Raw genomic sequence first — 16,642 nt, 5'->3', positions numbered from 1 at the left:
AACTTTTAAAGGTTGCCATTTCTCTTTTATTGTTTTATACCACAACATTGATCATCTTTCCCTTCACGTAAATGAACTTTTTCAGGGGCTTGCCTTCCATCCATTTTTGTACTGCTTCGTTGGCGAGGACTGCTGCCTGCACATCTGCGTCGGCGGCATCGAGCGCGAATTCCAGCTCCAGGCGTGCCTTGCCATTGATGGCTACTGGGTAGTTCTTGCTGTTGTCGACTACGTACTTGTTTTCGTATTGAGGGAACTGTGCGGCTACTACGCTACTGTCGTTACCCAGCTTGTGCCAGAGCTCTTCTGCTATGTGTGGGGCAAACGGACAGATCAAAACAGCCAGTGGCTCCAATATGCCGCGCTTGTGGCAGTTGAGTGCGCCCAGCTCGTTGACCGTGATCATGAACTGGCTTACAGACGTATTGAAGCTGAAGCGCTCCATGTCTTCACTTATCTTCTTTATGGTCTTGTGCAGTATGCGCAGCTCGGCATCGGTAGCGGCTTCGTCAGTCACTATCCAACCTTTCTGCTCATCTGCATATAAACGCCACAGTTTTTTAAGGAAGCGGTGAACGCCTTCTATACCCTTAGTATCCCATGGTTTGCTCATGTCTATAGGGCCAAGGAACATCTCGTACATGCGGAAGGTGTCAGCGCCATATTGTGCTACAATATCGTCAGGATTGACTACGTTGTATTTTGACTTGGACATTTTTTCAACTTCTTCTGTAACTAGAATGAATTTTTGTCCATTTTCTTCATTCCACTTGATTTCATATTCAAACGGCAAGCCGTGAGTAGCTTTGTATTTTTCAAAACTTTTCTCAGTCAATTTGCCATTTGGGTCTACGTAATCATGACCATATCTAAACCTTAGATTAGTTTGTGCAAAGTTTGTGCCCTTATCACGTAATCCTAAATCTTCCCACTCTTTGTCTTGGGAGATAACGAATGTTCTTTCAGATTGCGAAAGTGTCCCTTCCGAAGGAGATGGAAATTGAACCACTTTCAAAAAGTAGGATTTCCCCTGTATCATTCCCTGATTCAACAACTTCTTAAACGGTTCATCGAAGCCGATGTGGCCCAGGTCATACAATGCTTTAGTCCACATGCGGGAGTAGAGGAGGTGGCCTACTGCGTGTTCGGTGCCGCCAATATATAGATCAACCTGCTGCCAGTAGTCTGTGGCGGCGCGGTCGGCAAATTCATGCTCGTTGTGGGGATCCATGTACCGGAGGAAGTACCAGCTACTGCCGGCATAGCCCGGCATGGTGTTGGTTTCGCGGAAAGCTTCACCACGGCCCTCTCCGGTGGAAAGGGAAATATTCATCCACTCGGGTATGTTGGCCAGCGGGCCTTGTCCTTCCGGGCCGGGTTTGTAGTGTTCTACCATTGGCAGTTCTACCGGCAGTGTGCCCAGGTTGTTCTCTCTGTTCACTTCACTTTCGTCGGTGCCATAGGGTACATCATCGATGTACACGATAGGGAATGGCTCACCCCAATAGCGCTGGCGGCTGAAGCCGGCATCGCGTAGGCGGAAGTTGACTTTCTTCTTGCCTACACCGGCCTTTACTAATGCATCTATGGCAGCATCAATAGCATCTGCCACCTTCATGCCGCTTAAGAAATCACTGTTCTCTATAGTGCCGGTTTTGCTGCTGTATGCCGTGTCGCCTGTGTAGCTGTCGCCAAATACATTGGTGATAGGTATCTTGAAGTGAGTAGCAAAAGCATGGTCGCGATCATCGCCGCTAGGCACGGCCATTATAGCGCCTGTGCCATAGCCTGCAAGCACGTATTCAGAGATCCATACGGGCAGTTTTTTGCCTGTAAGCGGATGCGTGACATGCGCGCCTGTGAAGCAACCGGTAACCTGCTTTACTTCGCTCATGCGTTCACGTTCGCTGCGGCTCTTCACGTATTTCTTGTATTCGTCGATTGCGTCTTTTTGTTCTACTGTGGTGATGGTATCTACCAGTTCATGCTCAGGCGCCATTACCATAAAGTCAACACCAAAGATGGTATCGGGGCGGGTAGTGAATACCATCAATGATAGACCTTCGCCAAGATCAAATTTCACCTCAGCGCCATTGCTCTTGCCTATCCAGTTGCGCTGCATTTCCTTCATGGCTTCTGTCCATTCGAGTGTATCTAACGATTTTAATAGCCTGTCGGCAAACTCGGTGATGCGCAGGAACCACTGGCGCATGTTCTTGCGCTCTACGGGGTGGCCACCCCGTTCGCTTACGCCATTTACTACTTCGTCATTGGCCAGTACGGTGCCCAATGCTTCGCACCACCATACTTGTGCATAACCCTGGTAGGCTACACGGTAGTTCATAAGGATAGCGCGTTTTTCTTTTTCACTGTATGCACCCCATTCTGTGTGGGTGAATGATGTAGTATCATCACCGGGGCAAGGAATATTCTTGTTGCCTTCCAGTTCGAAGATGGCAATAAGGTCGGCCATAGGGCGTGCCTTATCAGCACTCCGGTCGTACCAGCTATGAAAGAGCTGCAGGAAGATCCATTGCGTCCATTTATAGTAGTTTGGTTCGCTGGTACGTACCTGGCGATCCCAGTCGTAACAGAAACCTATATTATCCAGTTGTTCGCGGTAGCGGGCAATGTTCTTTTCAGTAGTTACGGCAGGGTGTTGGCCGGTCTCCATAGCATATTGCTCTGCTGGTAGTCCGAATGCATCGAAGCCCATTGGGTGCAACACATTATAGCCGCACAGTTTTTTGTAACGGGCATATATATCGGAAGCGATGTAGCCAAGTGGGTGGCCCACATGCAGGCCCGCACCACTAGGGTAGGGGAACATGTCGAGGATGTAGTATTTTGGTTTAGGTGTAGTGCCCGGTGCAGGGTTTTCTACCTTATATACATTTTTCGTCTTCCACAAGTCTTTTGCGTCACGTTCTATTTGGGAGAAATTATATTCCATATAATTATATAAAAGAAGGCAAAATTAGGTAATAATTGGTTGGTGTGTGGTGTGGGTGTGTACGGTACAAAACGAATACGTCCCGCTACTAGATTGCTTCGTCCCTCGCAATGACCAATTTGGGTGGTCTCAAAGAGAACCGGCCCGATGCCGAATGTCGCGGTTCGAGAGCCTCACCGTGACATTCGGGGGGAATGACTACGCCCAGCTTTTAAAATTCAAGTGTTAGTCCATCATACGCCAGTTGCATGTGAGGGGGTAATGTTTTGGTTACTTCGTCGTGCAGACCTAGTTGGTGACTCATGTGCGTAAAGTAAGTTTCTTTGACATCCAACGACTGAGATATAGCAATCGACTCGCCAAGGGTGAAGTGAGACGGGTGCTTTTCGTGCCGGAGGGCAGTCATCACCAATGCTTCGCTACCATTTACTTTTGCCAGTTGTTCTGGTTCAATATGGTTAGCATCGGTGATGTAGGTAAAGTTGCCAATACGGAATCCTAATACTTCTATCTGATAGTGCACCACCCTTATAGGCGTTATCGATATGCCATTTATAGAAAAAGGCACATCGGGATCTATGGTAATAAGGTCTAGCTGAGGAATGCCCGGGTAGTTAGGTGTATCGAAAACGTATGCGAATTCTCTACGCAGTATAGCCTGTGTTTCAAGAGTAGCATAGATGGGCATGGCTTTCTTCTGGAAGTAATTGAAAGCCCGCACATCATCCAGTCCGGCTACGTGGTCTTTATGACTATGCGTAAATACAATAGCATCCAGCTTTTCCACCTTGGCGCGTAGCATCTGGTAGCGGAAATCGGGGCCTGTATCTATTACTATATTGGCTTCGGGCGTTTCTATAAGAATAGAGCACCGTAGCCTTTTGTTCTTTTTGTCGGTTGATGTACATACCTCGCAATGGCAGCCTATTAGAGGAACGCCCTGCGATGTGCCCGTACCTAAAAATGTTACTTTCACGGTTATATGTCCATTTGTGTTTGTACAGAGTCGGGTTTTCCAAAGTCGGGTTGTTCCCTTAGCTGGCGATACCATTTGAGCATTTCGCCGCTCAGCTCGTCTTCGTTGACCACCAAAGATTGTAATATCTCCAGTAGCGCATTGATACGACCCTCTACATTGAAAAATTTATTGACGACCACCACACGCTTTTCTTCGAGTATGCAGTAGCCACTATTGAAGTTACCCTTCTCAAAACGGATGGTGTACCTGGCCTCTTCAAAAAGCTCTTCCAGTTTTTTTAGCGTGTTTGGTGTATATTTGAAACTCATTATTCCCCTCTCTTTCGATGACTAAAAGTAGAAAATTCGGAGCATTTACCGCAATAGTCTTTTTATTAACAGCTATTACAGGTGTTTCCCGTGTTTTTGCACAGGTGGAAGACGATGCTAATGGTAACCCTAAAATATTTTCGGTTGGTGTGCTGGCCGGCTCCAATTTCTGCCAGGTAGACGGTGATAACTTCGCCGGATATTATAAAGTTGGGTTAAATGTTGGTGGTATCGCTTATGCCAAAGTTCGGAAGAACGCAGCATTGAGCTTTGAGATACTCTATAGCCAGAAGGGGGCCAAAAGTCGTTATGGGCGTTATGGTGACCTCGATAGTGCCTTGTATATAAATAAGTACGCAACTAATCTTAATTACGCCGAAATACCTGTAATGATCAACTTTTTTGACAAGCACAGGAGTCATGCCGGTTTGGGAGTGGCTTATGGCAGGTTGATCAATAGTGATGAAAAGGTGTCAACTAACCCTGTCTATAGCAGAGATCTGAATAAAGATTACCCATTCAAGAAGAATGATTTTCAGTTGATAGCCGGTGCCCAGTTGCACTTGTGGAAGGGATTGTTCATGAACCTGAGGGTGCAATATTCATTGGTGCCTATTCGTACTAACCTACCACCAGGCATTTCACGTTCGTCGCAGTACAATAATCTCTGGACATTCAGGTTAATGTATCTGTTCATATAACTTTACCGGCCAATTCAATGCTATGCCTGTTTTCGTAAAAAGACTTCAATTTCCTTTACTAGTTATTATCCTGTTTATTGGCACTGTAGCCAAAGCGCAGGAAAATACGCCAATGTATGAGGACAGGACCTTTTATGGTGGGTTGATATTGGGCGCAAATCTTACGCAGATAGATGGTGACAATTTTGCCGGCTATACCCGTAAAGGATTGAATGCGGGTGGTATAGTGTTCTTTAAAATGGATGAACATATTGCAGCAAGTATAGAAGTGCTGATATCTCAAAAAGGAAGTGTTTCTAAATCGCCGCAATTGCTGGCAGCAGGGTATTATATTACTAAATATGGCGCAGATCTTACCTATGGAGAGATACCTGTAATGATCAACTATTATGATGATCATAAGAATCATTTTGGTGGTGGTCTGTCTTATTCGCGTCTGGGATCATCGAATGAATATATTTCGACCAATCCGCCTCCAACCACACCTTTCAAGCAGGAGGATTATCCTTTTAAGAAGAGCGATTTTAACCTGTTACTTGGTGGCAATCTGCATTTGTACAAAGGCTTTTTCCTCAATCTGCGTTTCCAGTATTCGTTGATCAGTATACGTAATACGGTACCTAATATCACCCGCGGTGCACAATTCAATAATTTGTGGACGATAAGGTTGATGTATTTGTTTTTGTAGTACATGTTGTCTGAACCAGGATCTTTGGGATTAAAGGATTTATGGATGGTTCTTGCAAAGGCTCGTAGGAAATGTCATGGCAGCTGAGCGGTTGTTCAAAACTGATTTCGTTTTTACATTTTAAGGTTTTTACAAAATATTCTATCCATTGATCCGGTTCAAAAAATACAGCAAAGAATATAACGGGCAGCTCATCATTAAGGCTGATATGGCACTGGATGGCCCATTTTATTGGTTGAAGGGGGAGAATGGATCGGGGAAGTCTACATTGTTCAAATCGATAGCCGGTCTTATTCCGTTTTCCGGACAAATAGAAGTGGAAGGCATAGATATAAACAAGGATAGAATCGGCTATAGGATGATCGTTAACCATGCCGAGGCGGAGCCTTCTTTCCCTACTTTTCTTACCGGAACAGAATTGGTAGATTTCTACACAACTACTAAAAAGGCTGATAAGCAGCATGTAGCGAAACTAATAGCGGCATTGGGAATCGGGGTGTTTGTGGGGAATAAAACCGGAACATATTCGAGCGGCATGCTCAAAAAATTGTCGCTTGTACTAGGTTTTATCGGGCATCCCAAACTTATTTTGCTCGATGAACCGCTCATAACGTTGGATCAGGCATCGGTGTCCAATCTCATATTGCTTATAGAAAATGCTATAGATAGTGGTATTGCCGTCATCATCACATCTCATCAACAGCTGGTAACAGGCAAGCACACATCTTCAAAATTGTCTATAACAGATCACGCACTTATTGAAGGCTAATGCAGCTGGCATAGTTTTTATAACCAGTAGAAGTTTGGTTAAGAACGAAACTTAAAGACACACATTTATCATTAATCCCTTACTAGTGAATCATCTAAGAATTGCATAGTAAAAAATATGATATTATGATTTTATGCCTTTAAATTTAATTTCAGTTCTGTTATAAAATCAGTTGAATGAAATCAAATATCAAAAGAAACCTGCTTGTGGGTTTTGGCTTTTCTTTGTTGTTGCTACTTATCAGTTCGGTTGCCTCGTACAATAGCATTACTAACTTAATGAATAGTAACAGGATGGTAGGGCATACTGATTCTGTCATCCAGCGCCTCGAAGAATTAATTTCTACACTTAAAGATGCGGAAACAGGCCAAAGGGGCTTCCTGCTGACAAAAGATGATAAATTTCTCGATCCCTATAATGGCGCTTATCAGAAATCACTGAATATACTTAACGAGGTAAAGGCATTGACGGTTGATAATAGTGCACAGCAACAGTCAACTGAACAGCTACGATCGGTTATTGCCAACAGGCTTACTGCGCTTGAACACCTGATAGACCTGAAGAGAAAGGATATGCCGATAGATATCGAGTATCTGCAGAGCGGGAAAAAGTATATGGATGAGGCAAGGGCGCTTATAGCGCTTATGGAGGGCAGAGAAAAAGAACTTTTAAATGTCCGAAATGCCAATCTTGTAAAATACGCAACGTTTACGCCCATTGTAATTGTTTCAGCCGCCATACTATCATTGGCCATAACCATTATGTTTTTCTTCCGCATAATAGCAGATGTGAACAAGCGGGCAGAATTGCAAAAGGAGCTGGAAGAAAAGGATGCGGACATTACCCGCCGTATCAATATAATTCAAGACCTGGCAGATAAGATAGCCGATGGACATTACAACATAAGAGTAAAAGATAGCGGTGCTGACAGCCTGGGGAGTGTGGCCAGTTCGCTTAACAAAATGGGAGAAGCACTCCAATATTCTTTTACTACACTTTCTGATAAGGAATGGCAGCAGTCTGGCATTGCAAAGCTAAATGAGAAAATACTGGGAGAAAAAGACCTGGATCTGTTGTCAAATATCATCATCAATTTTGTATCGGAGTATACTAATAGCCAGGCTGCTACATACTACCTGGTGGGTGAGGATGGTGATCTTGTCTATGCGGCAGGTTTTGCAGTCGACTTACCTGAACAAAGAAAAAGATTGTCTGCGGGTAAGGGTTTTGCGGGTCAAAGTCTGCTGGACGGTAAAGACCGATTGTTTGATCACATTGACGAGCATGAGGTGTTGATCACCTATGCCGCCGGAGACCTTAAGCCTCGCACTATTTTCATCCTGCCAACATTCAGCGGGGGTAAGGTAAATGGCGTTATTGAATTGTACACAATTTATGAGTACAATAAAATAAAGCAAGAATTTCTGAGGGCTGTAGCAGGGATAGCGGGTATAGCTATTAATAGCGCTCAGAGCCGTAAGAAACTACAGGAACTACTTGAAGAAACACAGGCTCAGAGCGAAGAGTTACAGGCGCAGCAGAATGAATTGGAGTTATTGAATACTGAACTTGAAACTCAGACTGAAAGCCTGCAGGCATCGGAAGAAGAGCTGAAGATGCAACAGGCAGAGCTGCAACAGTCTAATGTAGATCTGGAAGAGCGCACCCGTCTGCTGGAAGAAAAGAACCAGATGATAGCTGAACGCAATGTTGAGATACAGCAGAAGGCGGAACAACTAGAGCAGAGCACTAAATACAAGTCGGAGTTTCTGGCCAACATGTCTCATGAGCTACGCACACCGCTCAATTCTATTTTGTTGTTGTCGAGGCTGCTATCTGAGAATAACGATCATAACCTTAACGAGGAGCAAATTGAATCGGCCAAAGTAATTCAGAGCTCTGGCAATGGCTTGTTGAGCCTTATCGACGAGATCCTTGATCTGTCGAAGATAGAAGCCGGAAAAATGGATGTGGAGTACACCCATATTTCTGTTAATGAGGTAATTGATGATCTGCGTTCCATTTTTGCGCCGGTGGCCAGAGAGAAAAAGCTGGACCTTAAATTCAATGTTAAAGGCTCTGTGCCGGCAACATTCGAATCGGATAAAATGCGGTTAGAGCAAATACTTAAAAACCTTATCTCCAATGCGCTGAAGTTCACATCGGCCGGATCGGTGTTGATAAACATCGAAACTGAAGGTGCACATCAACATCCTGCCCTACTGTTCAAAGTGATCGATACCGGAATAGGGATACCTGCCGGTAAGCTGGAGTTTGTATTTGAAGCTTTCAGGCAGGCTGACGGATCTACAAAAAGAAAGTATGGAGGCACCGGTCTCGGCTTGTCTATTAGTCGTGAACTTACCAAACTGCTGGGTGGTACTATAAGCGTGCAAAGCACGGAAGGAACCGGCAGTATATTCTCCATTAGTATACCTGTTGTAAAAGGCACGGTACTGGAGGACTCATCATTTACAGCAGCTAATACTACTGAGCGTATACATCTTGAAACTAAAGCAGATGGGCATCAGCAGGAGGAATATATAGGACCTGATATACCAGATGAAATACCCGATGACAGAGATGATATAGTTACTGGGGATAACGTGGTATTGATAATAGAAGATGATACAGCATTTGCAAAGTCGCTACTGGCCTTTACGCGTAAGAGTGGGTATAAGGGGGTAGTGGTAGTTCGCGGAGATAAGGCACAATCATTTGCGCATAAATATAACCCGGTAGCTATACTGCTTGATATTATGCTGCCTCTTAAGAATGGATGGCAGATAATGGATGAACTAAAGAAAGATGCGAAGACGAGACATATACCGGTGCACATGATGTCATCAACAGATGCGCGTAAAGAAAGCCTGCTAAGTGGAGCTGTAGATTTTATAAATAAGCCTATGGCTGTAGAGCAGATGCAGGAAATATTCACCAACTTAAAAGATGCACTCACCCGCGAACCAAGAAAGGTGCTGATAGTAGAAGAGAACACCCGCCATGCACAAGCGTTGGAATACTATCTGTCATCATTCAATATTCAATCTCATATTAGTAGCAGTATACAAGATAGCATGGACTCTCTGCAAAAAAAGGAGATAGATTGTGTGATAATGGATATGGGTGTTCCCGACCAGAATGCTTATGTAACGCTGGAAACGGTGAAGCAGATGCCGGGTTTTGAGAAATTGCCTATAATAGTGTTTACAGGCAAAAACCTATCGAGGGTAGAAGAAAGCAGGATAAAACAATATGCTGATTCTATAGTATTGAAAACAGCACATTCTTATCAACGTATACTTGATGAGGTTGGATTATTTCTTCACCTGGTAGAAGGAAATGAAAAAACAGCAAAGCCGGGAGATAACTTTAGAAAACTGGGCGGACTTGAAGATGTACTGAAAGGGAAAAGGGTGCTTATTGCAGATGATGATGTAAGGAATATATTCTCTCTTACAAAATCGCTGGAGCATAACCAGATGAAAGTAATATCGGCTATAGATGGAAAGGATGCGGTGCAACAACTTACTGAGCACCCCGATGTGGATATAGTGCTGATGGATATGATGATGCCGGAGATGGACGGGTATGAGTCGATAAGAAAAATAAGACAGATGCCTGCGTTCCGCAACCTGCCTATACTGGCAGTAACGGCAAAGGCAATGACAGGAGATAGAAATAAATGTATAGCCGCAGGCGCATCAGATTACATTTCCAAGCCTGTAGATATTGATCAGCTCTTATCGCTGCTAAGAGTATGGTTATACGAAAGTAAAAAATAGAATTACCCTCATAAGGAACAATGCCTTTACAATGATATTAATAGTAGATGATAAGCCGGAAAACATTTTTTCACTAAAGATCCTGTTGGAGACCAACGGATTTGAGGTGGATACGGCTCTGTCGGGCGAGGAAGCACTAAAGAAAATATTGCGAACGGTGTATGCGCTGGTAATCTTGGATGTGCAGATGCCTGATATGGATGGTTTTGAGGTTGCGGAGGCTATGATGGGTTATAGTAAGGCCCGGAACACGCCCATTATATTTTTATCAGCGGTAAATACTGAGAAAAATTTTATTGCCAAGGGATATGCCTCAGGCGGAATTGACTACGTTACCAAGCCATTCGATCCTGATATTTTAATGTTGAAAGTAAGGACGTTTTGCCGGCTTTATGAGCAGACCCGCGAGCTGCATGAAACACAGATAGCCCTGAAGCTGGAAGTGGAGGTAAGAAGGAATGCCCAGCATGAGCAGTATAAAAGGGCTCAGGAATTGCAGTCTGTAATGGAGAGTATTCCACAGATAGCCTTTACTGCCAATGCCGATGGTGTTATAGAATACGTAAATGAAGGCTGGTACGAGTATGCAGATGATAAAAAAACATTTCCTGCGGTATATAATTCTCCGCCACTCAGCGATTACTGGGAGCAGGTGATAAGATCAGATGAGCCGTTCTATCTTGAAGTATGCCTTGTAAAGCAGGGCAGTAAAGAGATAAGGTATCACTTGCTGAGAGTGATGCCGGTGAAGCAGGATAAGGTGATAACAAAATGGGTGGGAACATTTACGGATATTCATGAGCAGAAGGAGGCAAATGAGACGCTGGAGAAGAAAGTGGTGGAGCGTACCCGCGAGTTAAGCGAAATAAATAACGCGTTAGAAATAAGTAATGCCGACCTGCAGCAATTTGCATCAGTGGCCTCTCACGACCTTAAAGAGCCATTGAGGAAGATACAGGTATTCAGCTCAATAGTAAGAGAGCGATATAGAGATGTTTTGCAACCGGAAATTGTTGAATATTTCGATAAGATAATAGCTTCTTCAGACCGTATGGCCAGGCTCATCAATGATCTTTTGGTCTTTTCACGGCTGTCTGTCAATAGTTTATTTGTAGCAACAGATATTAATGAGGTGGTGAAGAGTATTCTTACCGACCTTGAAATAATGATTGGGGAAAAAAATGCCACAATAATTGTGGATGAATTGCCAATAATGGATGTAATTCCAGGTCAGATAAGACAAGTGTTTCAGAATCTGATCAGTAATGCGTTAAAATTTTCATCAGGTGATGTGCCCCCGGTAATTAATGTCAGCTACGATATTGTTAAAGAAATGCACCTTGATAGTATGCCCGATAGGGACGGTGCTTATTACCGCATTTCTGTGAAAGATAATGGCATAGGTTTTAATGAATTATATCTTGAAAAGATCTTTACCATTTTCCAGAGGTTGAATCCAACAGGGAAGTATGAAGGTACCGGTATAGGTTTGGCTATAGCCAAAAAGATCATTGACAAGCATAATGGTATCATATCTGCCAGAAGCAGGGAAAATGAAGGTGCTGAGTTTATCGTTATTTTACCTATCCATCAGGCAGAGCATACCAATTGAAAACATAAAATCTGTGAAAATGAAGAAAGTATTGATCATAGACGACGATACCAGAAACGTCTTTGCGCTTTCAGCTGTGTTAAGATCACGAGGGTACAAGTATGAAGCGGCAACATCTCCGGCCGAAGCATTATTATTGCTAAAGAATAATGCGGATATAGGGATAGTACTGATGGATATGATGATGCCTGAAATGGATGGTTATTCACTTATACCATACATAAGAGAGATTCCACAGTCTGACCCGATACCCATTGTTGCGGTTACAGCACAGGCAATGACAGGCGATAAAGAAAAATGCCTTGCTGCGGGTGCCGATGGGTATCTGGCAAAGCCAATTGATATAGATAAGTTGCTTGCACTCCTAAAAACCTACCTTCAATAAACATGCTCGGAGTTTATATCAGTGATGATGAATTGGAGTTGCTGATCACAGATCTGCACGATATCTACGGGTATGACTTTTCAGATTATTCAAGGGCGTCACTCCGTCGCCGGTTTGAGCGGCTTTATTCTATTGATAAGTACTTGAGTGTAGCCGAGTTGAGGTACAGGATACGAACAGATGCAGACTACCTGAAACGAGTTATAGAAGAGATCACTGTAAACGTAACAGAAATGTTTCGTGACCCTACGTTTTATAAAACGCTGCGAGAAGAAGTGTTGCCGCTTCTGGCTACACATCACTTCATCAGAATATGGCATGCAGGTGCATCTACCGGTGAAGAAGTTTACTCAATGGCCATTATGCTGCATGAGGCCAACCTGTTGAACAAGTCGCTTATTTATGCAACTGACATAAATCCTTCTGTGCTGGAGACAGCACGGAAGGGTATATTCCCCTTGACTAAAATGAAGCAGTATACCGAAAACTACATTGCTTCAGGCGTGCAGAGGGATTTTTCCAACTACTATGCTGCAAAATATGGCCATGCCAAATTCAATGAAGAATTTGGGAAAAGAGTAATATTCTCTACCCATAATCTTGTATCAGATCAAACCTTCAATGAATTTCAGCTGATTGTATGCAGAAATGTGCTCATCTATTTCGATAAAGTACTTCAGGACAGGGTCTTTCAACTTTTTAATGATAGCCTTGACACTTTTGGCTTCCTGGCATTGGGTACAAAGGAAACTTTGAAGTTTTCCAAAGTGGTTAAAGAGTTCAAACTATTAAAGCCCGGCGAGAAAATATGGCGCAAGACAATTTAGAAAAGAAAATTAAATTGTTGGTTATCGGAGGGTCGGCAGGTAGCCTTAGGGTTATCGTTGGTGTGCTCCCCCATTTGCTAAGCCCTCTTCATGTGGCGATAATTATAGTTCTGCATCGTAAAAATACCCATGAGGACTTGCTTACCGAGGTGCTGGCGCCAAAGACTATATTACAGCTAAAAGAGGCAGAAGAAAAAGAAGCGATACTGCCGGGTGTTATATATCTGGCACCTGCCGACTATCATTTACTTATAGAGAACGATCATACATTTTCACTGGATGCTTCAGAAAAAATAAATTTCAGCCGGCCAAGTATCGATACTACAATAGAGTCGGCTGCTTATGCCTATGGAGATGGATTGGCCTGTCTTTTGCTTTCCGGAGCCAATACCGATGGCGTGGCTGGTATGAAAATAGCTAAATCTCAAAATGCAGTTATAGCAATACAGGCACCTCAAAGTGCCGAAATGCCAACAATGCCATATGGCGCATCTATCTCCATGGCGATTGACCATGTTTTATTCCCCAATGAAATAGCGGAATTTATCAATAATCTGTCCTGAAAGTTACCGACGATAAGAAAATGTGGTTATCTTGCAATATATGTTTTCGAGGTTTTTTAAGAGAGAGAAGAGTGACAAAGAAAAATATAATGAGTTACCCATTCCTGAGAATGCGAGTTTTTCATTTTTAGGTGCAGATATGCATTCACATTTGGTGCCCGGCATAGACGACGGCGCTAAAACAATTGAGGATAGTCTATTTCTGCTAAGATCTATGGAGGCTATGGGGTATACACATGTGACCACCACGCCACACATTATGATTGATTTCTATCCCAATACCAGGAATACAATTCTTAGCGGATTGGATACGCTAAGACAACTTGCTTTAGATAATGACATAAAACTAAATATAAATGCTGCAGCAGAATATTATATAGATGAGTATTTTGCAGATTTGGTAGGTAATGAACCTTTACTTACGGTTTATAAAAATGAAGTATTGGTAGAGTTTTCGATGATGTATGAGCCACCAATGCTGAATGACGTTTTATTTAATATGCAGGCAAATGGTTATCGGCCTATTTTGGCTCATCCCGAAAGATATACCTCATTGCATAATAACTTCGACAGATTCCTGGAATTCAAAGACCGAGGCTGCCTGTTGCAGCTTAATTTGTTGTCGCTCACGGGTTATTATGGCGGAAATATCATGAATACGGCAAGGCGCCTACTTGATAAAGGCTTATATGATTATTGTGGGTCAGACATGCATCACGAACGCCATGCGGCTGCTATGAGTGGCATATTGAAAACCGGTGTATATAATACCCTTGTCAATTATCCCTTTTTGAATTCTAAATTATGTTTGTAAGTACCGTTTGATAATGCAGCGGGGAAAGTATATTTTTGCTGAAATTCAACCCCGCAGATTATAGTTTAATCTGCTTTATTTATTTTAAATATTATTTAATGAAAGATTCCCAATTTAATATATCCGTTATTGGTCTGGGTTACGTAGGCTTACCTCTTGCAGTAGAATTTAGTAAATACTATCCTGTAGTTGGTTTTGATATAAATAAAAAAAGAGTTGGTGAGTTGCATGAATATCAAGACATAACGCTTGAGATAGACGAGCCGCTTTTAAAACAGGTTACTGTAACATCGGCTCCGGCAACAGGCTCTAAGGGTTTGTATTGTTCATATAATATTGATGATATACGTGGTTGTAACGTGTACATAGTTACTGTACCCACACCCGTAGATAAAAATAACCGCCCAGATCTTACACCTTTGTATAAAGCAAGTGAAACAGTAGGAAAGGTGTTGAAAAAAGGCGACTATGTCATCTACGAATCAACGGTGTACCCGGGTGTAACGGAAGATGAGTGTGTGCCGGTATTGGAAAAGATCTCCGGCTTAAAGTTCAATGTAGATTTTTATTGTGGCTATTCCCCAGAGCGTATTAATCCGGGAGACAAGTTGCATACAGTAGCTAATATTAAAAAGGTGACTTCAGGATCAACACCTGAAGCCGCAGACGTAGTTGATGCATTATATGGCTCTATTATTACGGCAGGTACATTTAAAGCATCAAGCATAAAGGTTGCTGAAGCAGCTAAGGTGATAGAGAACTCTCAGCGAGACATAAATATCGCATTTGTAAATGAACTTGCTAAGATCTTTAATAAGTTGGGTATCAATACATCTGATGTATTGAAGGCCTCTGGTACAAAATGGAACTTTATGCCATTTAAACCAGGTCTTGTAGGTGGGCACTGTATAGGTGTTGACCCATATTATCTGGCGCAAAAAGCACAGGAAATTGGTTATCATCCCGAAATAATACTGGCAGGTAGAAGGCTCAATGACAGCATGGGGTCATACATTGCAAATGAGTTCGTGAAGCAGATGATCAATAAAGATATCACTATTAAGGGTGCAACAGTATTGCTGTTGGGGATAACGTTTAAAGAAAACTGCCCGGATGTACGTAATACAAAGGTGGTGGATATTGTTAGTGAGTTGAAGTCATATAATATCAATGTAACGATATATGACCCCTGGGCAAAAACAGCTGACGTGGCACATGAATATGGTATAGAAACTATTACAGAATTACCAGCCGGTACACAATATGATTCTTTGATGCTCGCAGTAGCGCATGATGAATTTTTGAAGACCGATTGGCGTAAATATGTAAAAAATGAAGGCGTGATTTATGATGTCAAGGGCTGTCTTGATAACGAGATGGTGACTGCAAGGCTGTAATTTATTAACAACTTTGTTACAACAATATTAATTTAAACTATTTTTGTATAAATTATACGTGATGCTAAGATTATACTTGCAGCGCCTCGGTGGGCTTTTACTATTATCTCTGTTTTTGATTGGCTTCAATTCTTGCGTCACATCTAAAAAATCATTATACTTTCAGAATGTTCCTGATAGTATTGCATCCAATAATCCTTTTATTATTGACAGTGTAACAAAATTTGTTAGCCCGGTAATACTTCCTAATGATCTCTTGGCAATTACTGTTCAAACAATTCAACAAAGTGAATCCAGTACTCCTATTCAACCGACAAAAGGTGTATTTGATCCACTAAGTGGTTTTTTGGTTGATAAAAATGGGAATATCGAAATTTCATTGATCGGATTTGTAAAAGTTGGAGGCCTTACAACCTCAGAAGCACGTGAATTAATAAAAGATAAAGCAAAGGAGTATTACAAAGAGCCTGTTGTAAATCTAAAAATAGCTAATTTCGATATATTTTTCTTAGGAGAAATAGTACAGCACGGCCCGTTTTCATTCCCTAGCGAAAAAGTAAATATTCTGGAGGCTCTAGCTTCTGCAGGTGATGTTCCCCTCACAGCTAAACGTAATAATCTGTTGTTGATCAGAACAGTTGGTGATCGAAAAGAACTGGTGAGATTTAATACTTTAAACACCGATATGTTCAGGTCGCCGTATTTCTATCTTAGACAAAGGGATATTATTTATGTAGAGCCTACTAAATATAGAATTCAGTCAAGTGACAACCGATTAACTAGAACAATAGGCATAATAGGGGGGATTATATCGCTTTCCACTCTAATTCTGTCGTTGAGGAGTTTAAAATAAAGTAAATT

At 42.4% G+C, this 16,642-nt stretch carries 14 protein-coding genes; 11 read left to right on the top strand and 3 right to left on the bottom strand.

Annotated elements, in window-relative coordinates; all coding sequences use genetic code 11:
* Nucleotides 1-34 precede the first annotated feature (34 nt).
* The 3 genes from CJD36_RS07660 to CJD36_RS07650 form a co-directional block, all read right to left on the bottom strand.
* The gene (locus CJD36_RS07660; protein ID WP_105038543.1) at nucleotides 35-2,953 is read right to left on the bottom strand and encodes a leucine--tRNA ligase; all 2,919 of its coding nucleotides are present in this window, start codon (nucleotides 2,951-2,953) and stop codon (nucleotides 35-37) included.
* Nucleotides 2,954-3,164: 211 nt separating this feature from the next.
* On the bottom strand, nucleotides 3,165-3,929 hold the full coding sequence (locus CJD36_RS07655; protein WP_105038542.1) for an MBL fold metallo-hydrolase: 765 nt from the start codon (nucleotides 3,927-3,929) through the stop codon (nucleotides 3,165-3,167).
* A 2-nt stretch (nucleotides 3,930-3,931) separates the two neighbouring features.
* Nucleotides 3,932-4,240, bottom strand: coding sequence for a hypothetical protein (locus tag CJD36_RS07650; protein ID WP_105038541.1), 309 nt, complete (start codon nucleotides 4,238-4,240; stop codon nucleotides 3,932-3,934).
* Nucleotides 4,241-4,257: 17 nt separating this feature from the next.
* Here CJD36_RS07650 and CJD36_RS07645 point away from each other — a divergent pair, with 17 nt between their 5' ends.
* From CJD36_RS07645 to CJD36_RS07595, 11 genes are all read left to right on the top strand, one after another.
* Nucleotides 4,258-4,941, top strand: a complete 684-nt coding sequence (locus CJD36_RS07645; RefSeq protein WP_105038540.1) for an outer membrane beta-barrel protein — start codon at nucleotides 4,258-4,260, stop codon at nucleotides 4,939-4,941.
* 22 nt (nucleotides 4,942-4,963) lie between these two features.
* Complete coding sequence (locus tag CJD36_RS07640; protein ID WP_105038539.1) at nucleotides 4,964-5,629, top strand: outer membrane beta-barrel protein; 666 nt, start codon at nucleotides 4,964-4,966, stop codon at nucleotides 5,627-5,629.
* Between the two features lie 148 nt (nucleotides 5,630-5,777).
* The gene (locus CJD36_RS07635; RefSeq protein WP_105038538.1) at nucleotides 5,778-6,398 is read left to right on the top strand and encodes an ABC transporter ATP-binding protein; all 621 of its coding nucleotides are present in this window, start codon (nucleotides 5,778-5,780) and stop codon (nucleotides 6,396-6,398) included.
* A gap of 176 nt (nucleotides 6,399-6,574) precedes the next feature.
* Complete coding sequence (locus tag CJD36_RS07630) at nucleotides 6,575-10,183, top strand: response regulator (RefSeq protein WP_105038537.1); 3,609 nt, start codon at nucleotides 6,575-6,577, stop codon at nucleotides 10,181-10,183.
* A 31-nt stretch (nucleotides 10,184-10,214) separates the two neighbouring features.
* On the top strand, nucleotides 10,215-11,795 hold the full coding sequence (locus CJD36_RS07625; RefSeq protein WP_105038536.1) for a hybrid sensor histidine kinase/response regulator: 1,581 nt from the start codon (nucleotides 10,215-10,217) through the stop codon (nucleotides 11,793-11,795).
* A gap of 19 nt (nucleotides 11,796-11,814) precedes the next feature.
* Nucleotides 11,815-12,180, top strand: a complete 366-nt coding sequence (locus CJD36_RS07620) for a response regulator (protein WP_205685571.1) — start codon at nucleotides 11,815-11,817, stop codon at nucleotides 12,178-12,180.
* Nucleotides 12,181-12,182: 2 nt separating this feature from the next.
* The gene (locus CJD36_RS07615) at nucleotides 12,183-13,007 is read left to right on the top strand and encodes a CheR family methyltransferase (RefSeq protein WP_105038534.1); all 825 of its coding nucleotides are present in this window, start codon (nucleotides 12,183-12,185) and stop codon (nucleotides 13,005-13,007) included.
* On the top strand, nucleotides 12,989-13,570 hold the full coding sequence (locus CJD36_RS07610; RefSeq protein ID WP_105038533.1) for a chemotaxis protein CheB: 582 nt from the start codon (nucleotides 12,989-12,991) through the stop codon (nucleotides 13,568-13,570). The genes CJD36_RS07615 and CJD36_RS07610 overlap by 19 nt, the downstream gene beginning before the upstream one ends.
* Before the next feature lie 40 nt (nucleotides 13,571-13,610).
* A complete protein-coding gene (locus CJD36_RS07605) occupies nucleotides 13,611-14,384 on the top strand; it encodes a tyrosine-protein phosphatase (RefSeq protein WP_105038532.1) in 774 nt (257 codons plus the stop codon).
* Nucleotides 14,385-14,482: 98 nt separating this feature from the next.
* Nucleotides 14,483-15,781: a nucleotide sugar dehydrogenase gene (locus tag CJD36_RS07600; RefSeq protein WP_105038531.1), complete on the top strand. Its 1,299-nt coding sequence runs from the start codon at nucleotides 14,483-14,485 to the stop codon at nucleotides 15,779-15,781.
* A 61-nt stretch (nucleotides 15,782-15,842) separates the two neighbouring features.
* Nucleotides 15,843-16,634 (top strand): polysaccharide biosynthesis/export family protein, encoded by a 792-nt coding sequence (locus tag CJD36_RS07595; protein WP_105038530.1) that lies wholly within the window; start codon nucleotides 15,843-15,845, stop codon nucleotides 16,632-16,634.
* Nucleotides 16,635-16,642 lie beyond the last annotated feature (8 nt).

Origin of the sequence: Flavipsychrobacter stenotrophus, from assembly GCF_002954265.1 — a bacterium.
Taxonomy (GTDB): domain Bacteria; phylum Bacteroidota; class Bacteroidia; order Chitinophagales; family Chitinophagaceae; genus Flavipsychrobacter; species Flavipsychrobacter stenotrophus.
The sequence above is the reverse complement of the archived record's forward strand: the minus strand, read 5'-3'. Positions and strand labels throughout refer to the sequence as shown.

What these genes read in the sequence shown, in the direction of transcription:
- CJD36_RS07630 (WP_105038537.1), top strand. Translation starts at nt 6,575, where the DNA reads ATGAAATCAAATATCAAAAGAAACCTGCTTGTGGGTTTTGGCTTTTCT.
- CJD36_RS07605 (WP_105038532.1), top strand. Translation starts at nt 13,611, where the DNA reads ATGTTTTCGAGGTTTTTTAAGAGAGAGAAGAGTGACAAAGAAAAATAT.
- CJD36_RS07600 (WP_105038531.1), top strand. Translation starts at nt 14,483, where the DNA reads ATGAAAGATTCCCAATTTAATATATCCGTTATTGGTCTGGGTTACGTA.
- CJD36_RS07610 (WP_105038533.1), top strand. Translation starts at nt 12,989, where the DNA reads ATGGCGCAAGACAATTTAGAAAAGAAAATTAAATTGTTGGTTATCGGA.
- CJD36_RS07595 (WP_105038530.1), top strand. Translation starts at nt 15,843, where the DNA reads ATGCTAAGATTATACTTGCAGCGCCTCGGTGGGCTTTTACTATTATCT.
- CJD36_RS07650 (WP_105038541.1), bottom strand. Translation starts at nt 4,240, where the DNA reads ATGAGTTTCAAATATACACCAAACACGCTAAAAAAACTGGAAGAGCTT.
- CJD36_RS07615 (WP_105038534.1), top strand. Translation starts at nt 12,183, where the DNA reads ATGCTCGGAGTTTATATCAGTGATGATGAATTGGAGTTGCTGATCACA.
- CJD36_RS07625 (WP_105038536.1), top strand. Translation starts at nt 10,215, where the DNA reads ATGATATTAATAGTAGATGATAAGCCGGAAAACATTTTTTCACTAAAG.
- CJD36_RS07660 (WP_105038543.1), bottom strand. Translation starts at nt 2,953, where the DNA reads ATGGAATATAATTTCTCCCAAATAGAACGTGACGCAAAAGACTTGTGG.
- CJD36_RS07645 (WP_105038540.1), top strand. Translation starts at nt 4,258, where the DNA reads ATGACTAAAAGTAGAAAATTCGGAGCATTTACCGCAATAGTCTTTTTA.
- CJD36_RS07620 (WP_205685571.1), top strand. Translation starts at nt 11,815, where the DNA reads ATGAAGAAAGTATTGATCATAGACGACGATACCAGAAACGTCTTTGCG.
- CJD36_RS07640 (WP_105038539.1), top strand. Translation starts at nt 4,964, where the DNA reads ATGCCTGTTTTCGTAAAAAGACTTCAATTTCCTTTACTAGTTATTATC.